The sequence below is a fragment of the Microbacterium sp. ARD31 genome, from assembly GCF_031844425.1.
In genome coordinates this window covers 155,162-172,480 of the sequence record NZ_JAUZVE010000007.1, presented here as the reverse complement: position 1 = coordinate 172,480, position 17,319 = coordinate 155,162, and the positions used below count along the sequence as shown (strand labels likewise).

Here is a 17,319-nt window from a genome sequence, read left to right as displayed (position 1 = left end):
TCCTCTTCTCGGGCTCTCCTGATTCTGGCGGATCCCCGACGCCGTGTCGTCGCCCCGGCGCGCGCGTGATACCGACCGTCGGCGATTCATGCAACCCGATGGATCGATTTGATCCCGGTCAACGATCTTCGTTACCGTCGAAGAAGGGCCTCGCGCCCTCGACGACCAGTCCGCGCCCCTTCGAACCGACATCCTGAGGTGTCGATGACGAGCGGGCGTATGGTCGGCGGTCTGGATGACGAGCCCGATGTTCGTCGTCGGAGCGCTGCACTCGAGTGACGTTTTCGCTCGTGCGGATGCCGGTGATCGCCACCCGGGCGCTACCTATGCGGACGCGTGCGCGCCCGCCGAGGGAAGCACGTGACAACTGCCGCTGTCGAAGCGAAGAATCTGTTCAAAGTCTTCGGACGCAATCCCGCCCAGGCCGTCAAGCGCCTGCAGGCGGGAGAACGCCGGGACGCCGTCCGCGATGCGGGCACCGCCGCCGTGATCGACGCGAGCTTCCGCGTCGAGAAGGGCGAGATCTTCGTGATCATGGGCCTGTCGGGGTCGGGCAAGTCCACCATCATCCGCATGCTCAACGGCCTGCACGACGCGACCGGCGGGGAGGTGCTGGTCCACGGCGAGCCGATCACCGGCATCCCGGCCGCGAAGCTCCGCGGCATCCGTCGTGAGCGCATCGCGATGGTGTTCCAGCACTTCGCCCTGCTGCCGCACCGCACCGTCGCCGCCAACGTCGCCTACCCGCTCGAGCTGCAGGGCGCCCCCAAAGCCGAGCGCCTCGCCAAGGCCGAGGAGATCCTCGCCCTCGTCGGCCTCGAGGGCTGGGGGGACAAGCTGCCGTCCGCTCTGTCGGGCGGCATGCAGCAGCGCGTCGGCATCGCCCGCGCGCTCGCCGCCGACACCGACATCCTGCTGATGGATGAGGCGTTCAGCGCGCTCGACCCGCTGATCCGCCGCGAGATGCAGGAGCAGCTGCTCGAACTGCAGCAGACCCTGCAGAAGACGATCATCTTCATCACGCACGACCTGAACGAGGCGATGTTCCTCGGTGACCGGATCGCGGTCATGCGCGACGGGCGCATCGTGCAGATCGGCACCCCCGAGGACATCCTCACCGACCCCGCCAACGACTACGTCGAGCAGTTCGTGCAGGACGTCGACCGTGCGCGCGTGCTCACGGCGGCGAACGTCATGGAGCGTCCCGGCTCGGTCTCGGTGACCGTGGCCGCCGGTCCCCGCACCGCCCTGCGCACGATGCGCGACGCCCGCATGGCCGCCGTCTACGTGACCGACCGCAGCCGCAAGCTCCTCGGCATGATCACCGACCGCGACGCGCTCAAGCTCGTCCGCCGCGGCGAGACGACCATCTCGTCGCTGCTGCGCCCCGTGCCGCAGGCGGTCGGCCGCGACGACGTCCTCATGGACCTGTTCGTCCCCGCCGCCGAGTCGCCGCTGCCGCTGGCGGTGACGGATGCCGAGGGTCGCCTCGTCGGCGTCATCCCGCGCATCACGCTGCTCACCGCGCTCGGCCCCTCGACGACCGAGACGACCGAGATCCCTGTCATCCTCGACCCGGTGCCGGGCGCCGAGATCGACGCAGCCCTCGCAGGTGCCGCCGGCGAAGGCCCGGCATCCGACGCGGAGGTGGTGCGCTGATGGATGGTTTCCGCATCCCCGTCGGCGAATGGGCCGACGCCGCCGTCGACTGGATCCGCGACACGCTCGGATGGCTGCTCTCGTTCATCTCGACGGTGGTCGGCTGGCTGGTCGACACGCTCGCCGACGCGCTGCTCGCGCTGCCCATCGTCGTCGCGATCGTGCTGTTCGCCGCACTCGCCTGGCTGCTGCGCTCGTGGCGTTTCGCGATCGGCACCGTGATCGGCTTCGTGCTGGTCCTGGGCGTCGGTCAGTGGGTGACCGCGATGCAGACCCTCGCTCTCGTGCTCGTCGCGGCGCTCATCGCCGTCGTCATCGCGGTGCCCATCGGCATCGCGGCGGCGCGCAGCGACGCGTTCAGCGCCGCCATCCGCCCGGTGCTCGATCTCATGCAGAGCATGCCGGCGTTCGTCTACCTGATCCCGGCGATCGTCTTCTTCAGCATCGGCGTGGTACCCGGCGTGATCGCGACCGTGATCTTCGCGCTGCCCCCGGGCGTGCGACTCACCGAGCTCGGCATCCGCGGAGTGGACAACGAGACCGTCGAGGCCGGCCACGCCTTCGGTGCGACGCCCGGCCAGATCCTGCGCGGCGTACAGCTGCCGCTAGCGATGCCCAGCATCATGGCGGGCGTCAACCAGCTCATCATGCTCGCCCTGTCGATGGCGGTCATCGCCGGCATCGCCGGCGCCGACGGTCTCGGCAAGGAGATCGTCCAGGCGATGTCGACAGTCAACATCGCGAAGGGCGTCGAGGCCGGCCTCAGCGTCGTGATCCTCGCGGTGTATCTCGACCGCCTGACCGGCGCGCTCGGCGATCTGAAGAACCAGCGCGGGTCGCTGCTCGGAGCGATGGCGCGGCGCCGCCGCGGATCGGGCGGCGACGGTGCTCCTCGCGGCGACGCCGAGGACGCGGCAGCCGAGGCGGAGCGCGAGACGGCGTCGCCGCGACGCGCGGCCATCGCCACCGGCGGCCTCTGACCCCACACACGTGCGGCCTCGGTCGCACGGTCCGGTTGCACCCGGACCTGCACGATACGGAACCAGCAATCACATACGGAAGGCACTTCATGAACAAGCGACACCTGACCGGCATCCTCGCGATCGGCGCCACGGCATCCCTCGCGCTGGCCGGCTGCGCCAGCGGCAACCAGGCCGAGGGTGGTTCGAACGAGGGAGGTGACGAGAGCCTCGGCACGATCACGCTCGGCTACCTCCCGTCGTGGACCGACGGCCTCAGCACCGCGTACCTGCTCGAGGACCAGCTCGAGAAGATCGGCTACACGGTCGAGATGCAGGAGCTCACCGAGGCGGGCCCGCTGTACGCCGGCCTCGCGCAGGGCGACGTCGACATCTACCCGTCGGCCTGGCCCGAGCTGACCCACAAGTCCTACATGGACGAGTACGGCGACCAGATCGAGGACCTCGGCTCGTACTACGACGGTGCCAAGCTCACCATCGCTGTACCCGAGTACGTCGACATCGACTCGATCGAGGATCTGAAGGCGAACGCCGACCGCTTCGGCGGCAAAATCTACGGCATCGAGCCCGGGGCCGGCCTGACGGCGCAGACGCAGGACTCCATGATCCCCGAGTACGACCTCGGCGACAGCTACGAGCTCGTCACCTCGTCCACCGCGGCGATGCTGACCGAGCTCGACAGCGCGATCGCTGCCGAGCGCGACATCGTCGTGACCTCGTGGCGGCCGTTCTGGGCCAACGACCGGTACGGCCTGAAGGACCTCGAGGACCCGAAGGGTGCAATGGGCGAGGCCGAGGCGCTGCACTTCCTCGGCACGGACGGCTTCGCCGAGGAGTACCCCGAGGCTGCGGAGTACATCGCCGGCATCGCCCTCGACGACGAGCAGTACGCGGCCCTCGAGGACATGGTCGTCAACGAGTACGGCGAGGGCAAGGAAGCCGAGGCCGTCGACGCCTGGCTCGAGGCCAACCCCGACGCCTACGACACGATCGTCACCGACTGACCGTCGGCGACGTCAGGGGGACCCGGCTGCGGCCGGGTCCCCTTCGTCGTTCGGACGCTGCGTCAGCGGCTGGGCGACCTTCTTCTCCAGCACCTCGACCGCCTCGTCCGACAGGGCGATGAGCCCGTCGACCTCCTCGCGCACGCGCTGGTAGGCGAGGTGGCGCTCGGCCGGGGTGGCGGCTTCGTCGGTCGCGACGGCGAGCATGCGGGATGCCGTCGCGAGGCGCTTGCGCTCGGCGTCGGTCAACCCGGAGTCGCGCACCCGACGGGCCTCGCGCTCGGCGAGGTCGAAGGCGACCTCGAAGTCGGTGACGGCGCGACGGTACTCGCGCACCTGGTCGGCCGAGGGCTTGACGCTGTCGGCCGGTCGCGCGCGGTCGGCGACCTTCTTGGCGCGCAGGAACCCGGCGGTGAGCGGGTCGCGGCCGTCGCTCATCGACGGGAAGGCGATGAGCTTGGCGACGTCGAGCTCGTAGTCCAGCCAGCGATGCGTGACCTCGTCGTGCACGGCTCGCAGGTCGTCGAGCTGATCGGCGAGGGACTGCGACGGCGCCTCGACCTCGGCCGCGGAGGCCGAGCCGACGCCGCGCTTGGCGGCGGCGCGGGCGGCGGTGAGCTCGGCTTTCGCCTTCATGATCTCGAGACGGTGCTTGTGCCGACGCTTCGAGGCGGCGGCGAACGATCCGCTGGCGGCCGAGGCGAGTCCGAAGAGCGGGAACACGAGCCACCAGTAGTTGCCGGCGAAGGCCCAGAATCCGTCCACCCGCTACACCTTACGGGTGCGGCCGGTTATCACGCCCGCCGCGGCGCGACCGGTAGGCGTCGAGAGCGGATGCCGCGCCCTCCGCCGCGCGTGTGATGCCGTCGACCGAGCGGGCGATCGCCTCACCGGCGATGACCGTCCACACGGGCGCCGCGGGTCCGTCCGTCGGGGCGTCGTCGGGGCGGTGCCCGGCGCGGCGCCACGCCTCCTGCTCGGCGGCAGCGAAGGCACGGCCCACCTCGTCGACAGCGGACCGGTAGGCGGTGAACTGCTCGGGGGTGAGCTTCGCGGTGGGGGATGCCGGGCGCAGCTCACGGGCGGCGCCCTCGAGGCGCAGGAACTCGGCCGTCGCGGGGACCCGCACGTCACTCATCGCGGGGAAGGCGAGGCGGCGGGCGGCATCCGTCTCGTACTCCATCCAGCGCGCGGCGATCGCGTCGTGGGCGGCCATGAGGCGCGCGAGGGGGAGGTGCTTCGGGTCGGTGCCGCGGGCGGGGACGGCGGCGCGCTCGGCGCCCACGCGGGCGCGGGCGACGCGGATGGTCGCGGTCGCCGCGGCCTTCGCGCGCTGGGCGGTCTCGAGCGCGCGGCGCGCGGCGCGGACGTCGTCGGGGCGGGCGCGGCCGGCGGCACGCTCGGCTTCGGCGCGGACGAGCTCGGCCTGCGCGACGCGCGCCGCGGCGCGGGCGCCGACCGCGTCGGAGCGGGCCTGCTGCAGTTCGCGCTGCGCGGCGGCCAGGCCGAGGCGTCGCGCGCGGGTGGTCCGGCCGCGGCGCACGCCGAGGACGCTGACCGCGCCGGCGCCGACCGCGGCGGGCGCGACCCACCAGAACTCCGCCACCGCGGCCCCGATCGCGACGACCCAGAGCTGCATGCCGCCATGCTAGCCGCGACCGGTGGGCGCGCTCCCAGGTCGCGCTCAGCGCACGCGGCGTGCGCCCGAGAACCGGGTGACCACCCCGGGGTGCCGGGCCGGCATCGCGAGCACCGAGTCGGGTGCGCGGTCCGCGAGGCCGGGGAAGCCGGCATCCGCGAGCAGGCCGTCGTCGAGACGGTCGACCGTCGCGCGGACGATCGGCCACGGCTCGTGCTCGTTCGCGGCCCAGATCGTCCGGCCGAGGTGCCGTTCGTGGAAGCCCCAGCGCGCCGTGAGGAACCGGCTCAGCTCGTCGTCGACGGCCTCGGTTCCGGGGGTGACGCGGATGCGGGTGCGCACCCGATCCCCGAATCCCGGATGCCGCCGCGACGCGTACTCGATCGCGTCGCCGTCCGTGCGCGTCGCCGCCTTCGCCCAGCGGTAGGGGAGCCCGAACACGGCGCGCGCGCCGAGGACCGGCAGGAGGTGCTCGGCCTCGAGCGTCTGGAAGACGACGCCGCGGCGACCGTCGGCATCCCGCGCGTACGTCCGGACGTTGATCTCGACGAACCGCCCCACGAACGGGACCGGGGGCAGCGGCAGGAACCGGAACTCGCTGAGGACGAACGGGATGAGGCCCACCCACGCCGACCCGTCGAACACGTCGGGTTCGGTGCCCGGCGGCAGCAGCGGCGCGACCTGCGACGGGTCGACGCGCCAGTGCAGGAAGCACGCCCCGCTCCAACGCTGCTGCAGCACCGCACGCCCGGGAAGGGCGGGAGCGGTGGCGTCCATGACCCGGGTCAGCCGAACAGGAGCGTGAGCACGGTCGCGCCGCCGCCCACGAGCACCATCGAGATGATCACGGTCCACGCGATCACCTTCGTGCGGGCGCGCCTGCGCCCGACGAAATCGGCGTACTCCGGGTCGTCGCTCACGCGGGGACCTCGTCGACGATCGGGCCGAAGGCGGCGGGCAGCGTCGCCTTCGCGACGCGTCGCAGCTCGGGCACCGGGATCGAGAAGACATCCTGGATCTCGAGCGACGACTGCTCGCCCTCGGGGGCCGAGTCGGTGACGCCGATGCGCAGCACAGGGTAACCGCGACCCTCGCACAGGCCGCGGAACTTCACGTCCTCCTCGCGCGGGACCGAGACGATGACGCGGCCGGTCGACTCGCTGAAGAGGGCGGTCGCGGCATCCACCCCGTCGCGCTCCATGATCTCGCGCAGCCACACGCGGGCACCGACGCCGAACCGCGTCGTCGCCTCGGCGAGGGCCTGCGCCAGACCGCCGGCCGAGAGGTCATGCGCGCTCGAGACGAGCATCTCGTCGCGCGCCGCCTGCAGCAGGCCCGCGAGCGTCTTCTCGCCGGCGAGGTCGACCTTCGGCGGACGACCGCCGAGGTGACCGTGGACGGTGTCGGCCCAGGCCGAGCCGTCGAGCTCGGTGGAGGTCGTGCCGAGCAGGTAGATGTTCTCGCCGGCATCCTGCCAGCCGCTCGGGATGCGGCGGGCGACGTCGTCGATGATGCCCAGCACGCCGACCACGGGGGTCGGGAAGATGGGCTGGTCGCCGGTCTGGTTGTAGAAGCTGACGTTGCCGCCCGTGACCGGGACGCCGAGCTCGAAGCAGGCGTCGGCGAGACCGTCGACGGCCTGCCCGAACTGCCACATGACCTCGGGGTTCTCGGGGCTGCCGAAGTTGAGGCAGTCGGTGACCGCGGTGGGCTGGGCGCCCGTGACGGCGACGTTGCGGTATGCCTCGGCGAGGGCGAGCTGCGCACCCGCGTACGGGTCGAGCTGGCAGTAGCGGCCGTTGCAGTCGGTCGCGATCGCGAAGCCGAGACCGGACTCCTCGTCGACGCGGATCATGCCGGCGTCGTCGGGGAAGCTGAGGGCCGTGTTGCCCATGACGTAATAGTCGTACTGGTTCGTGACCCACGACGTGTCGGCGAGGTTGGGGCTGCCGAGCAGCTGCAGGAACTGCGTGCGCAGGACCTCGGGGTCGTCGCTGCGCTCGAGCGCGGCGGCCGAGTCGTCGCGCAGCGCGTCGATCCAGGTCGGGTAGGCGACGGGGCGCTCGTAGACGGGGCCGTCGACCGCGACGGTCGAGGGGTCGACGTCGACGATCTGCTCGCCGTGCCAGAAGATCTGCAGGCGGCCGTCCCCGGTGACCTCGCCGAGGACGCTCGTCTCGACATCCCACTTCTGCACGACGGCGAGGAAGGCGTCGAGCTTCTCGGGAGCGACGATCGCCATCATGCGCTCCTGGCTCTCGCTCATGAGGATCTCCTCGGGCGTGAGCGAGGGGTCGCGCAGCAGAACTTTCTCGAGGTCGACGCGCATGCCCGAACCGCCGTTGGCGGCCAGCTCGCTCGTCGCGCACGAGATGCCGGCGGCGCCGAGGTCCTGGATCGCCTCGACCAGCTCGCCCTGGTACAGCTCGAGGCAGCACTCGATGAGCACCTTCTCGGCGAACGGGTCGCCGACCTGCACGGCGGGACGCTTGGTGGGGCCGCCGTCGGCGAAGGTGTCGGATGCCAGGATCGAGGCGCCGCCGATGCCGTCGCCGCCCGTGCGGGCGCCGAAGAGGACGACCTTGTTGCCGGCGCCGGTGGCGTTGGCGAGCTTGATGTCCTCGTGGCGGAGGACGCCGACCGCGAGCGCGTTGACGAGCGGGTTGCCCTGGTAGACCTTGTCGAAGACGGTCTCGCCGCCGATGTTGGGCAGGCCGAGGCAGTTGGCGTAGAAGCTGATGCCGCTGACGACGCCGTGCACGACGCGGGCGGTGTCGGGGTCGTCGATGTCGCCGAAGCGCAGCTGGTCCATGACGGCGACGGGGCGCGCGCCCATCGAGATGATGTCGCGGACGATGCCGCCGACGCCTGTCGCGGCGCCCTGGAACGGCTCGATGTAGCTCGGGTGGTTGTGGGACTCGACCTTGAAGGTGACGGCCCAGCCCTCGCCGACGTCCACGACGCCGGCGTTCTGGCCCATGCCGACCATGAGCCGCTCCTTCATCTCGTCCGAGACCTTCTGACCGAAGCGGCGCAGGTAGATCTTGGAGGACTTGTAGGAGCAGTGCTCGCTCCACATGACGGAGTACATCGCCAGCTCGCCCGAGGTGGGGCGGCGGCCGAGGATCTCGCGGATCTTGTCGTACTCGTCAGGCTTGAGGCCGAGCGCCGCGTACGGCTGCTCCTTCTCCGGCGTGGCGACGGCGTTCTGGACAGTGTCTGCGACGGGGGTGCTCACGCGGCTGGGCTCCAAGACTCGGGATGCCGGGGGACGCCCCCATCCTATCGGCGGGGCACCCGCATCCCGTCGTAGGCGGAGAAGGGCCCGACCGCAGCGCCGGAGGACGATGACCCGGCGTCGCACCTGCAGGTCAGCGTGAGCGGGCTCGAGGTGGGGGACTGCTTCGACGAGCCCGAACCGGACGAGTCGACCCCCGAGTGGAGCTCGGCGGTCTATCCGGTGTCGTGCGACGACCCGCACATGTTCGAGCTGTACGCCGACACCGACATCCCGGAGTCGCTGTTGCCCGCGGGCGAGTACCCCGGCGACGAGGCGGTCTGGGACGCTGCCGACACCGTCTGCTACTCGGCGTTCGAGGACTACGTCGGTGAAACGTACGAGGACTCGTTCCTCGAGTTCTGGTCGTACACCCCGACCGAGGCGTCGTGGAAGTACGACGATCGTCGGGTGCTCTGCGTCGTCTTCGACGAGGACGGGATGCTCACCGGCAGCGCCGAGGGCAGCGGGGCGGAGTCGTCCTAGTCCTCAGCGCCGGGCTCGTCCGTCTCGCTCGGGTCGGAGTCGATGACGCCGATGCCGACGGCGTGGTGGCTGGGTTCCTCATCCTGCTGCGGGGGAGCCTTCGGCTCTTCGCCGGGCTCCTTGGCGACGCTGGGCTCCTCGAGCTCGTCGGTGTCGGGCATCTCCTCGGGGTCGGCGTGCTCGGTGCCTTCCTGATCGGTGCCTTCGTTCTCGGTGCCTTCGTTGTCGGCCATGGCGGCTCCTTCCGTTGGTCTTACTGTGCGGGTGGGATGCCGCGGTCGCGACGGTCTTGACGGCCCTCGTGTCGGTGGGTAGGTCTACGCTGACCGGATGGATCCGATCGGGCGTCTGCGGGAACGTGAGCGTGAGTTGCGCGCGCAGCTCGCCCGGCTCGATGCGGATGATGCGGCGCTGCGGGTCGACCGGTCGGACGCGACGGCGGATGACGAGCACGACCCCGAGGGTTCGACGCTGTCGGGTGAGTGGCAGCGTGTCGACGCTTTGCGGGCCTCGACCTGCGACGAGTTGACGCAGGTGGCGACGGCGCTCGCGCGGGTGGATGCCGGGACCTACGGCGTCTGCGACCGCTGCGGACGACCGATCCCCGAGGCGCGGCTCGAGGTGCGCCCGCAGGCGACGATGTGCGTCGCGTGCGCGTCGATCGGCTGAGGACGGCCGCGTTCGCTGGTCGGCGCATCGCGGGGTTCCGTGGGTTCGCGGGCACGCGGGTCTCGAGCCGTCGCGCCGGCATGCGGGTCCTGAGCGACCGTGACCGCGTGCGGATCTTGCTGCATCGCCGCGCGGTACGCCTGACGAACCGATCCGAACCGAACCGGAGCTCGTTGCGTGTCCGCTGCCGCGACAGGGCGCGTCGGTGGTCACGTCAGAAGGGTGCGGGTTCCGCTGACGTGGTCGGCGGTGGCGGTGGTGGTGCGGCAGGGGTGAAGGCGACGGCCGGTGTCGGTGCGTCTTCTCTGTAGATCCTGCCGAGGGGTGAAATCCATTCCAGGACGCCACCCTTGCGTTGTCGCACTCTCCAGGCGGTGAACTGCTTCATGGAGTGATGCCTCTGGCACAGGTGGGCGAGGTTCGACAGTTCGGTTCTGCCACCGAGGGCGTGATCGTGGGTGTGATCGACCTCGCAGCGGATCGCGGCGACGCGGCATCCGGGGAATCGGCAGTGCTGGTCACGGGCTTGCAGGAACCGTCGCATCCCCGACGGCACACGGTACGAGTCGGTCGACACGGTGACCCCGGTGGTCGGGTCGTGGAACAGGCGCTCCCAGATGTGTGTGCCACCGGCCAGGGCGCGGGCCGTCGCGGGGTCGATCGGGGAGCGTCCGGTGAGGTCGCATGGCCCGTCGTCTTCTCCGGTAAGGGTGGCGGCGGGCACGAGGACCTGCACGCGAGCGCGGATCGCACCGAGCGGGCCGGCGGTGGTGTCGCGGGTGTCATCCAGGGCCGGGGTCCCGGCGAGGAGGAGATCGGCGAGCACGTCAGCGCGGACCTGATCGGTGGAGCGCTGGTCGGTGGCAATAATCGTGGCGGCGTCATCGTCGCGGTCGCCGTCAGTGTCGCCGTCAACAGTGCGTGTCGCGGCGGCTTCCCCGAAAGCGTCACCTGCCCCGCCGCGCGCGGCGGCGCGCTCGTCGCGGGTGTCGATGATCGCCCGTGCCTGCTGCGTGAGCCGGTCGTGGATGCCCTCGGCGATCACCGTCGGGAGGGTCGCGACCACATCGCTCATCCCATCCCGCCCCGGGACGATCCGCACGCACCTGCCAGCGGCGGCTTCCTCGTGCCGTTCCGCGAACGAGCGAGGATGCATCCGGTGCGCGAGGATCTCGAGCTCTCCCCGCACCCGGTTCGGGGTGTCCCGTTCGCACCGGCTGATCGCCACCTGTTCGAACTCCGCCCACATCTCCGCAGGCAGACTCGTCCCGGTCTCGAGAATCGCGATCGCGTGCCCGCGGACGATCCGCCCTTGCTCCCATGCCTCGACCGTCGCGGGGAATCCTTCGACCAGAGTCCGCGCTTCACCGATCCGCCGTTGCACGGTCCGATCCGTCACGCGCATCACCCCGCCGACCTCCGCCGAGATCGACCGCAACGCCATGTCATGCACCTGCACCCGGGCGTTCCGCTGCGCGGTCTGCGCCTCCGCGAGCCGGCCGGCTGCGGCCAGCACGCGGAGCTCGTCGATCTGCGCGGCGGCAATCCGCCGAGCCACCGAGTCGACGTCCGCGACGATGCCCGCCAGGGCGGCGAGATAGTCCTTGCCACCGGGGGTTTCCGCCGCATCCGTCATACCTGCACTCTGCCACGGACCACCGACATCGATTCCTGACGGAACCACTCCCGGCAGGACGGATCCTCGCCCGGCAGGACGGATCCTCGCCTCCGTCGACGCCGCGTCTTCAGGTCGCCTGCGCCGGGACACCCGACGCGACAAAGCCTGAGGGCCCTGCCCGGGAGGCAGGGCCCTCAGCATTCACGGCCGGGGCGGAACCGGCGGGGTCGGGCGCGTCGGGGCTGCCGGCTGCGTCGGGGCCGCCGGCTGCGTCTGCTGCCGGAGGGTGCGCGTGGCCTCCTCCGCCTGAGCAGCGACGGACGGTGCGCCCTTCGCGTGCTGCGCGATCTTCGGAGCCTCCTCCTCGCCCTTCGTCAGGATGGCTTCCCATCGCTGCTGCATCGGCTTGATGAGTCCGCCGCCGGCGCCGACGATGATGACGCCCGCGATGATGGCCAGGACGGCGATCAGAATGGGGGTCGTGACCGAGGTGGCCACGTCGATCTGATTCAGCGCGGCGGTGACGCCGAGGAAGATGATGAACACGGCGGCGATGTTCGCGAGGACCTTGCCGTAGGAGAGCCCGCTCAGGGTGTTCTGAATGAGCCCCTTCACGGCGGCGGCGATGGCCGACGCGATCACGATGATGATGATCGCGACGATGATCTTCGGCAGGAAGGCGATGATGCCCTCCAGCAGGTCGCTGACGGGGTTCGGGCCGAAGACGCCGAAGGCGAACTGCAGGACGAACAGGACCAGGGCGTAGTACACGATCTTCGCGACGATGTCGGAGGCGTCGAGCTTGGATTTGGCGAGGGCCCTCTTGATACCGCCGCGCTCCACGAGGCGGTCGAACCCGACCTTCTCGAGCAGCTTCTCGAGGGCCTTACTGATCAGCTTGGCGACGATGAGTCCGACGATGAGGATGAGGAGGAACAGGAGAACCTGCGGGACGAATGTCACCACGGCCGCGAGCCCGTTCTCCAGTGCGTTGCCGATGTTCATGATGTGACCTTTCACGATCGTCATCGGCATCTGCGGATGCCGGCGACCGAGTGGGCGCCCTCAGTGCGCACACTCTCCGGGGGTGTGGTGCGGCGAAGTCCGCTGCTGACGCACAAGTGTGCTGCCACGGGTCGGACGTGCCGCAGGGATTGCCCGCGGGTTCCTCGCGGTGGTATCCGACGCGCTGCGCGTGCGACGACGCGAGGCAGCAGGGTGGCGGAACAGTACGCCCGAAGCGCGGACCACGCAAGCCTGGACATCCGCGGTGCAGCCGCGTGGATCCTCGCCCCATGAGCACCGAGAATCGCGATCGCGACGACGCGAACCCTTCCGCCCACAGCGCCACGGCCCCGGCTGCGGCAGAGGCGTCCGAACCCGGACGCACGCTCCATCACGACGTCCTCCAGCGCGAGAAGGCGGAGTTCGGCGGCTTCAAGTTCGGGTCGGCGTTCTTCGGCTGGCTCACCGCCACGGGCACGGCCGTGCTGCTCACCGCTCTCGTCGCCGCGACCGGGACCTGGGTCGGTGCGAGTACGGGAACCGCCCCTGAGGAGGCCGCCGAAACCGCCACCCAGAATGCAGGAACCGCCAGCATCCTGGGTGCTGTCCTCCTCGGCATCGTCCTGCTCGTCTCGTACTTCGCGGGTGGGTACGTCGCCGGTCGGATGGCCCGCTTCAGCGGGGCGAAGCAAGGGATCGCGGTCTGGATCTGGGCCATCGCCATCGCCATCATCGTGGCCGTCGTGACGGCCGTGGCGGGCAGCCAGTGGGACGTCCTGGGCAATCTCGACAGCTTCCCGCGGATCCCCGTCGACCCCGAGGCCGCGACCGCGACGGGCATCCTGACCGCCATCGGTGCCGCAGCGATCACGCTGATCGGCGCGATCCTCGGGGGCCTCGCCGGCATGCGTTACCACCGCAAGATCGATCGAGTCGGCCTCGGTCGCTGAGGCGATGGCGGCGGGCTGACATCGGCTCCGTCGCCGCCGCCCCTTGACGCTCGGCATCCGCTGCCCTAACGTACAACCAAATGGTTGCACAAACTGAGCTCAGCGACGATCGGATCGACCGTGTCTTCCACGCCCTCGCGACGGCGACGCGGCGCGACATCTTGCGCCGCACGTTGCAGCGCGAGCAGTCCATCTCCGCACTCGCGGCCGACTACGACATGTCGTTCGCGGCGGTGCAGAAGCACATCGCGGTGCTCGAGGCGGCCGAGCTCGTCGTCAAACGCGCCGAGGGTCGCGAGCGACTCGTCCGAGCGGATCCCGCGATGATCGCCCGCGCCCGCGCGCTGCTCGCCCAGTACGAAGACTTGTGGCGCGCGCGCATCGACCGCCTCGATGCGCTGCTGGCCGAACCCGAACCCCAGAACTGACCGACCGTCCACCGGAGGAGAAGGACATGCCCGTCACCGACATCACCACCGACACCGAGAACCTCACGATGACGCTCACCGCCGACGTCGACGCCTCCGTCGACCGGCTGTGGCGCGCGTTCACCCAGCCGCGTCAGCTCGAGCGGTTCTGGGGCCCTCCCGGCTGGCCGGCGACCTTCACCGAGTTCGACTTCACGGTCGGCGGTCGCGCCCGGTACGCGATGACGAGCCCGCAGGGCGAGAAATCCCGTGGCACGTGGGAGTTCCTCGCCATCGACGAGGGCCGCAGCTTCGAGGTGCTCGACGCGTTCGCCGACGAGGACGGACAGCCGATCGCCGAGTTCCCGTCGATGCGGATGGTCTTCTCGTTCACCGAGACCGCCGGCGGTTCGCGCCTCTCGAACGTCACCTACTTCACCTCGGCCGAGGCGCTCGAACAGGTCGTCGCGATGGGCGCCGTCGAAGGCTCCCGCATGGCGATGGACCAGCTCGACACGGTGCTCCACAGCCTGCGCGAGTGGTTCCAGGGCAAGGGCACGAACGTCGAGCTCCTCGACGACACCCACGTGCGCATCACGCGCCTCGTCGAGGGCCCCCGCGATCTCGTGTGGCGTGCCCACCACGATCCGGAACTCCTGAAGAAGTGGATGCTGGGCCCCGACGGCTGGTCGATGGTCGAATGCGTCGTCGGCGACACCTACCGGTACGTGTGGGAGGAGCGCGGAAACCCCGAGAGCCGCTTCGGCTTCGAGGGCGAGACCCTCCTCGACGACGAACCCCGCCGCTCGGTCAGCACGGAGAAGATGATCGGCATGGACGGCCCGTCGACGACCAACGACCTGCAGTTCTACGAGGAGGACGGCGCCACCCTGCTGACGCTCCTCATCGAGTACCCCGACAAGGAGACGCGCGACATGATCCTCGCCACCGGCATGGCCGACGGCATGGAGACCTCCTATGCCCGCCTCGAGCGCGAGGTGCTGCAGGCGGCCTGATCGGGACCTCCGGCGGGGCGCGCCGCGGCATCGTCAGGCTCAGGCGCGGGCGAGGGCGTCCTCGAGCGCGACCCACGCGAGCATCGCGCACTTCACGCGCGCCGAGAATTTCGAGACCCCCGAGAGCGCCGCCGCGTCCGCGAAGGTCTCCTCGTCGAGCGGGATCGCGCCGCGTGAGCGCAGCGCCTCGCGGAAGCCGTCGATGAGCTTCACGGCATCCTCCCGCGGCAGTCCGTCGTCGCCGCCGTCCTCTTCGATCAGCGCCGCGAGCATCGAGGCGGACGCCTGCGAGATCGAGCAGCCCGACCCCTCCCAGGACAGGTCGGTGATGCGCTCGCCCGCGTCGTCGACGCGCACGCGCAGCGTGATGTCGTCGCCGCACATCGGGTTGTGCTGGTGCGAGCTCGCCGTCCGCCCCTCCTCGGGCGATAGACCGCGCCCGTGCGGGTGCTTCGAGTGATCCAGGATGAGCTCCTGGTACAGCGAGTCGAGACCGTTCATGCGTCCACTCCGAAGTAGGAACGGATGCCGCTCACGGCATCCACCAGCGCATCGACGTCGTCGTCGGTGTTGTACAGCGAGGCCGACGCCCGGACGGACGCCGTCACCCCGAACCGCTTGTGCAGCGGCGCGGCGCAATGGTGCCCGACGCGCACGGCGATCCCCTGCGCGTCGAGGAACTGACCGGCATCGTGCGCGTGCACGCCGTCGACCGTGAAACTCCACAGGCCCACGCGCTCGGCGCCCTCGGCGTCTCCGAGCAGGCGGACGCCGGGGATGTCGACGAGCCCTTCGCGCATCCGCGCGGCCAGGCGCACCTCGTGCGCGTGCACGGCGGCCATGCCCGCATCCTCGAGGTACGACACCGCGGCGGCGAGTCCAATAGCGGGACCGATCGGCTGGGTCCCCGCCTCGAACCGCTGCGGCGGCGGCAGGTATCCCGCCTCGTCCAGCGTCACGGTCGTGATCATCGACCCGCCGGTGAGGAACGGGGGCAGCGCCTCGAGCACGTCGCTGCGGCCGTAGAGACCGCCGACGCCGTACGGGCCGAGCATCTTGTGCCCGCTGAAGACCGCGAGGTCCACCCCGAGCGCGGGCAGGTCGAGTCGCATGTGCGGAGCGGACTGGCACGCGTCGAGCACCGTCAGTGCGCCGACCTCCTGCGCGAGCGCGACGAGCTCGGCGATGGGGTTCACGATCCCGAGCACGTTCGACACGTGCGAGAACGCCACGATCCGGGTGCGCTCGCCGATGATCTGCGCGGCGGCATCCAGGTCGAGGCGGCCGTCGTCGTGCACGGGGATGTGGCGCAGCACGGCGCCGGTGCGCGCGGCGAGCTCCTGCCATGGGATGAGGTTCGCGTGGTGCTCCGCCTCGGTCGCGACGATCTCGTCGCCGGGCTGCAGCGCGAACCGAGCGGATGCCGGTGCCCCCCGCCCGAGCGTCGCGTTGCCGATCGCGTACGCCACGAGGTTCAGTCCCATCGTCGCGCCGCTCGTCCACACGAGCTGCTCCTCGCGGGCGCCGACGAAGCGCGCGACCGTGGCCCGGGCATCCTCGAACAGGTCCGTCGCCTCGGCGGCGAGGGTGTGGGCGCCGCGGTGCACGGCCGCGTTGCTGCGGGTGAGGAAGTCGTACTCGGCCTGCAGCACCTGACGCGGCTTCTGGCTCGTCGCACCGGAGTCGAGGTAGACGAGCGGGTGCCCGTTCACCTCCTGCTGCAGGATCGGGAAGTCCGCGCGCAGCCGGGCAGCGTCGAGCGTCGCGGTCTCGGACAGGGCGGGAGAAGTCACCCCTCTAGGCTACGCCGGTGCGGGGTTCCGGGGCCGGTCGCCCCGGCTCAGAGCTCGGACCACGGGCGGTACGTGATGGAGACCACCGTCTCGTCGGCGGGGTCGGTGTTGACCCACGGCGAGTATCCGTCGAGCTCGGCGTCGTCCTCGGGTCCGTCGGCGCGATCGATCGCGAAGAAGAAACGCGGTTCGCCGTCGGGCATCTCGACCTCTTCGTCGGGTCCGAGGGCGCGGACGTCGTCGGCGGTGAGACCGATCGCGAGGTCGAACTCGGGCGTGACGGCGACGTCGCCCACCTCGTTCGCCGTGACCGAGACGTACGAGGGGACGAAGTACTCGTCGCGCGGCTTGCCGTCCTCCGTGACGATCATGTCGCGGAACATGAACCCCTCCCAGTCGTACGACGTGTAATCGGGGAAGTGCGAGCCGTCGCCCTCGTAGACCGATTCCGACGGCTCGGAGCCGAACGCGTCCGTGAGCGCCGCGACGGCAGCTTCCGCGTCGTCGCGCCACCCGTAGGCGTACAGCTCCGACCCGTCATCCGCGACGATCGTGAAGCCGTCCGCGCCCAGCAGGACCGCGCTCGCCGTCGGGTCCTCGGTCTGCGTCTCCGAGGGCGCGGGCGTGGGCGCCGCCGGGGACGGAGTGGATGCCTCGGGCGTCGGCGAGCCTGCTCCCGGCGCGGCGGCGGGGGCCGGCGCGCGGTTCAGCAGGAGCACGATCGCGATGACGGCCGCGATCGCGAGCACACCCGCGAACGTCAGGAGCGGGATGAGGTTGCGGGGACGCCGGGACTCTGCCATGGGCACATCATGG

Annotated in this window: 19 protein-coding genes; 8 read left to right on the top strand and 11 right to left on the bottom strand. The window is 70.6% G+C overall.

Translation table 11 applies throughout. From position 1 onward, the window contains the following. Positions 1-360: 360 nt before the first annotated feature. The 3 genes from Q9S36_RS19670 (at position 361) to Q9S36_RS19660 (ending at position 3,643) form a co-directional block, all read left to right on the top strand. Positions 361-1,659: a glycine betaine/L-proline ABC transporter ATP-binding protein gene (locus tag Q9S36_RS19670; RefSeq protein ID WP_217529007.1), complete on the top strand. Its 1,299-nt coding sequence runs from the start codon at positions 361-363 to the stop codon at positions 1,657-1,659. Then, positions 1,659-2,639, top strand: coding sequence for a proline/glycine betaine ABC transporter permease (locus Q9S36_RS19665; RefSeq protein ID WP_311286591.1), 981 nt, complete (start codon positions 1,659-1,661; stop codon positions 2,637-2,639). Before Q9S36_RS19670 ends, Q9S36_RS19665 begins: the two co-directional genes overlap by 1 nt. A gap of 89 nt (positions 2,640-2,728) precedes the next feature. Further along, positions 2,729-3,643: a glycine betaine ABC transporter substrate-binding protein gene (locus Q9S36_RS19660; protein ID WP_311286590.1), complete on the top strand. Its 915-nt coding sequence runs from the start codon at positions 2,729-2,731 to the stop codon at positions 3,641-3,643. A 12-nt stretch (positions 3,644-3,655) separates the two neighbouring features. On the opposite strand, the gene Q9S36_RS19655 is transcribed toward Q9S36_RS19660, so the two are convergent. Genes Q9S36_RS19655 through purL form a run of 5 tightly spaced genes read right to left on the bottom strand, consistent with a single transcriptional unit; the run spans position 3,656 to position 8,520 of the window. Beyond that, positions 3,656-4,408, bottom strand: a complete 753-nt coding sequence (locus Q9S36_RS19655; protein WP_311286589.1) for a hypothetical protein — start codon at positions 4,406-4,408, stop codon at positions 3,656-3,658. 10 nt (positions 4,409-4,418) lie between these two features. Then, positions 4,419-5,282: a hypothetical protein gene (locus Q9S36_RS19650; RefSeq protein ID WP_311286588.1), complete on the bottom strand. Its 864-nt coding sequence runs from the start codon at positions 5,280-5,282 to the stop codon at positions 4,419-4,421. A gap of 45 nt (positions 5,283-5,327) precedes the next feature. Next, entirely contained in the window at positions 5,328-6,059 is a 732-nt protein-coding gene (locus tag Q9S36_RS19645) for a DUF2071 domain-containing protein (protein WP_311286587.1), read from the bottom strand. An 8-nt stretch (positions 6,060-6,067) separates the two neighbouring features. Continuing rightward, on the bottom strand, positions 6,068-6,202 hold the full coding sequence (locus Q9S36_RS19640; protein WP_308210393.1) for a hypothetical protein: 135 nt from the start codon (positions 6,200-6,202) through the stop codon (positions 6,068-6,070). Next, positions 6,199-8,520: a phosphoribosylformylglycinamidine synthase subunit PurL gene (purL, locus tag Q9S36_RS19635; protein WP_253034884.1), complete on the bottom strand. Its 2,322-nt coding sequence runs from the start codon at positions 8,518-8,520 to the stop codon at positions 6,199-6,201. Before purL ends, Q9S36_RS19640 begins: the two co-directional genes overlap by 4 nt. Before the next feature lie 138 nt (positions 8,521-8,658). Here purL and Q9S36_RS19630 point away from each other — a divergent pair, with 138 nt between their 5' ends. Further along, a complete protein-coding gene (locus Q9S36_RS19630) occupies positions 8,659-9,045 on the top strand; it encodes a septum formation family protein (RefSeq protein ID WP_311286586.1) in 387 nt (128 codons plus the stop codon). Here Q9S36_RS19630 and Q9S36_RS19625 read toward each other — a convergent pair. Continuing rightward, positions 9,042-9,278: a hypothetical protein gene (locus Q9S36_RS19625; protein WP_311286585.1), complete on the bottom strand. Its 237-nt coding sequence runs from the start codon at positions 9,276-9,278 to the stop codon at positions 9,042-9,044. The two genes, Q9S36_RS19630 and Q9S36_RS19625, sit on opposite strands and share 4 nt — an antisense overlap. 97 nt (positions 9,279-9,375) lie before the next feature. On the opposite strand from Q9S36_RS19625, the gene Q9S36_RS19620 reads away from it, so the two are divergent. Then, positions 9,376-9,714 carry a TraR/DksA C4-type zinc finger protein gene (locus Q9S36_RS19620; RefSeq protein ID WP_311286584.1) on the top strand — a complete coding sequence of 113 codons (339 nt, stop codon included), beginning with the start codon at positions 9,376-9,378 and terminating at the stop codon, positions 9,712-9,714. A 214-nt stretch (positions 9,715-9,928) separates the two neighbouring features. Here Q9S36_RS19620 and Q9S36_RS19615 read toward each other — a convergent pair whose 3' ends face one another. Then, the gene (locus tag Q9S36_RS19615) at positions 9,929-11,350 is read right to left on the bottom strand and encodes a DUF222 domain-containing protein (RefSeq protein WP_311286583.1); all 1,422 of its coding nucleotides are present in this window, start codon (positions 11,348-11,350) and stop codon (positions 9,929-9,931) included. 183 nt (positions 11,351-11,533) lie between these two features. Continuing rightward, entirely contained in the window at positions 11,534-12,337 is an 804-nt protein-coding gene (locus Q9S36_RS19610; protein ID WP_311286582.1) for a mechanosensitive ion channel family protein, read from the bottom strand. A gap of 290 nt (positions 12,338-12,627) precedes the next feature. Between Q9S36_RS19610 and Q9S36_RS19605 the strand changes: the two genes are divergently transcribed. The 3 genes from Q9S36_RS19605 (at position 12,628) to Q9S36_RS19595 (ending at position 14,710) form a co-directional block, all read left to right on the top strand. Continuing rightward, positions 12,628-13,287, top strand: a complete 660-nt coding sequence (locus Q9S36_RS19605) for a hypothetical protein (RefSeq protein ID WP_311286581.1) — start codon at positions 12,628-12,630, stop codon at positions 13,285-13,287. An 80-nt stretch (positions 13,288-13,367) separates the two neighbouring features. Beyond that, complete coding sequence (locus Q9S36_RS19600; protein ID WP_217529029.1) at positions 13,368-13,715, top strand: helix-turn-helix transcriptional regulator; 348 nt, start codon at positions 13,368-13,370, stop codon at positions 13,713-13,715. 26 nt (positions 13,716-13,741) lie between these two features. Beyond that, positions 13,742-14,710, top strand: a complete 969-nt coding sequence (locus tag Q9S36_RS19595) for an SRPBCC family protein (RefSeq protein WP_311286580.1) — start codon at positions 13,742-13,744, stop codon at positions 14,708-14,710. 39 nt (positions 14,711-14,749) lie between these two features. Here the strand turns inward: Q9S36_RS19595 and sufU are convergent, their stop codons facing one another. The 3 genes from sufU to Q9S36_RS19580 are packed head-to-tail and all read right to left on the bottom strand — an operon-like array spanning position 14,750 to position 17,306. Then, positions 14,750-15,211: a Fe-S cluster assembly sulfur transfer protein SufU gene (gene sufU / locus Q9S36_RS19590; RefSeq protein ID WP_217529033.1), complete on the bottom strand. Its 462-nt coding sequence runs from the start codon at positions 15,209-15,211 to the stop codon at positions 14,750-14,752. Beyond that, positions 15,208-16,503, bottom strand: coding sequence for a SufS family cysteine desulfurase (locus Q9S36_RS19585; RefSeq protein ID WP_311286579.1), 1,296 nt, complete (start codon positions 16,501-16,503; stop codon positions 15,208-15,210). Before Q9S36_RS19585 ends, sufU begins: the two co-directional genes overlap by 4 nt. 47 nt (positions 16,504-16,550) lie before the next feature. Next, entirely contained in the window at positions 16,551-17,306 is a 756-nt protein-coding gene (locus Q9S36_RS19580) for a hypothetical protein (RefSeq protein WP_253034875.1), read from the bottom strand. Positions 17,307-17,319: the final 13 nt, after the last annotated feature.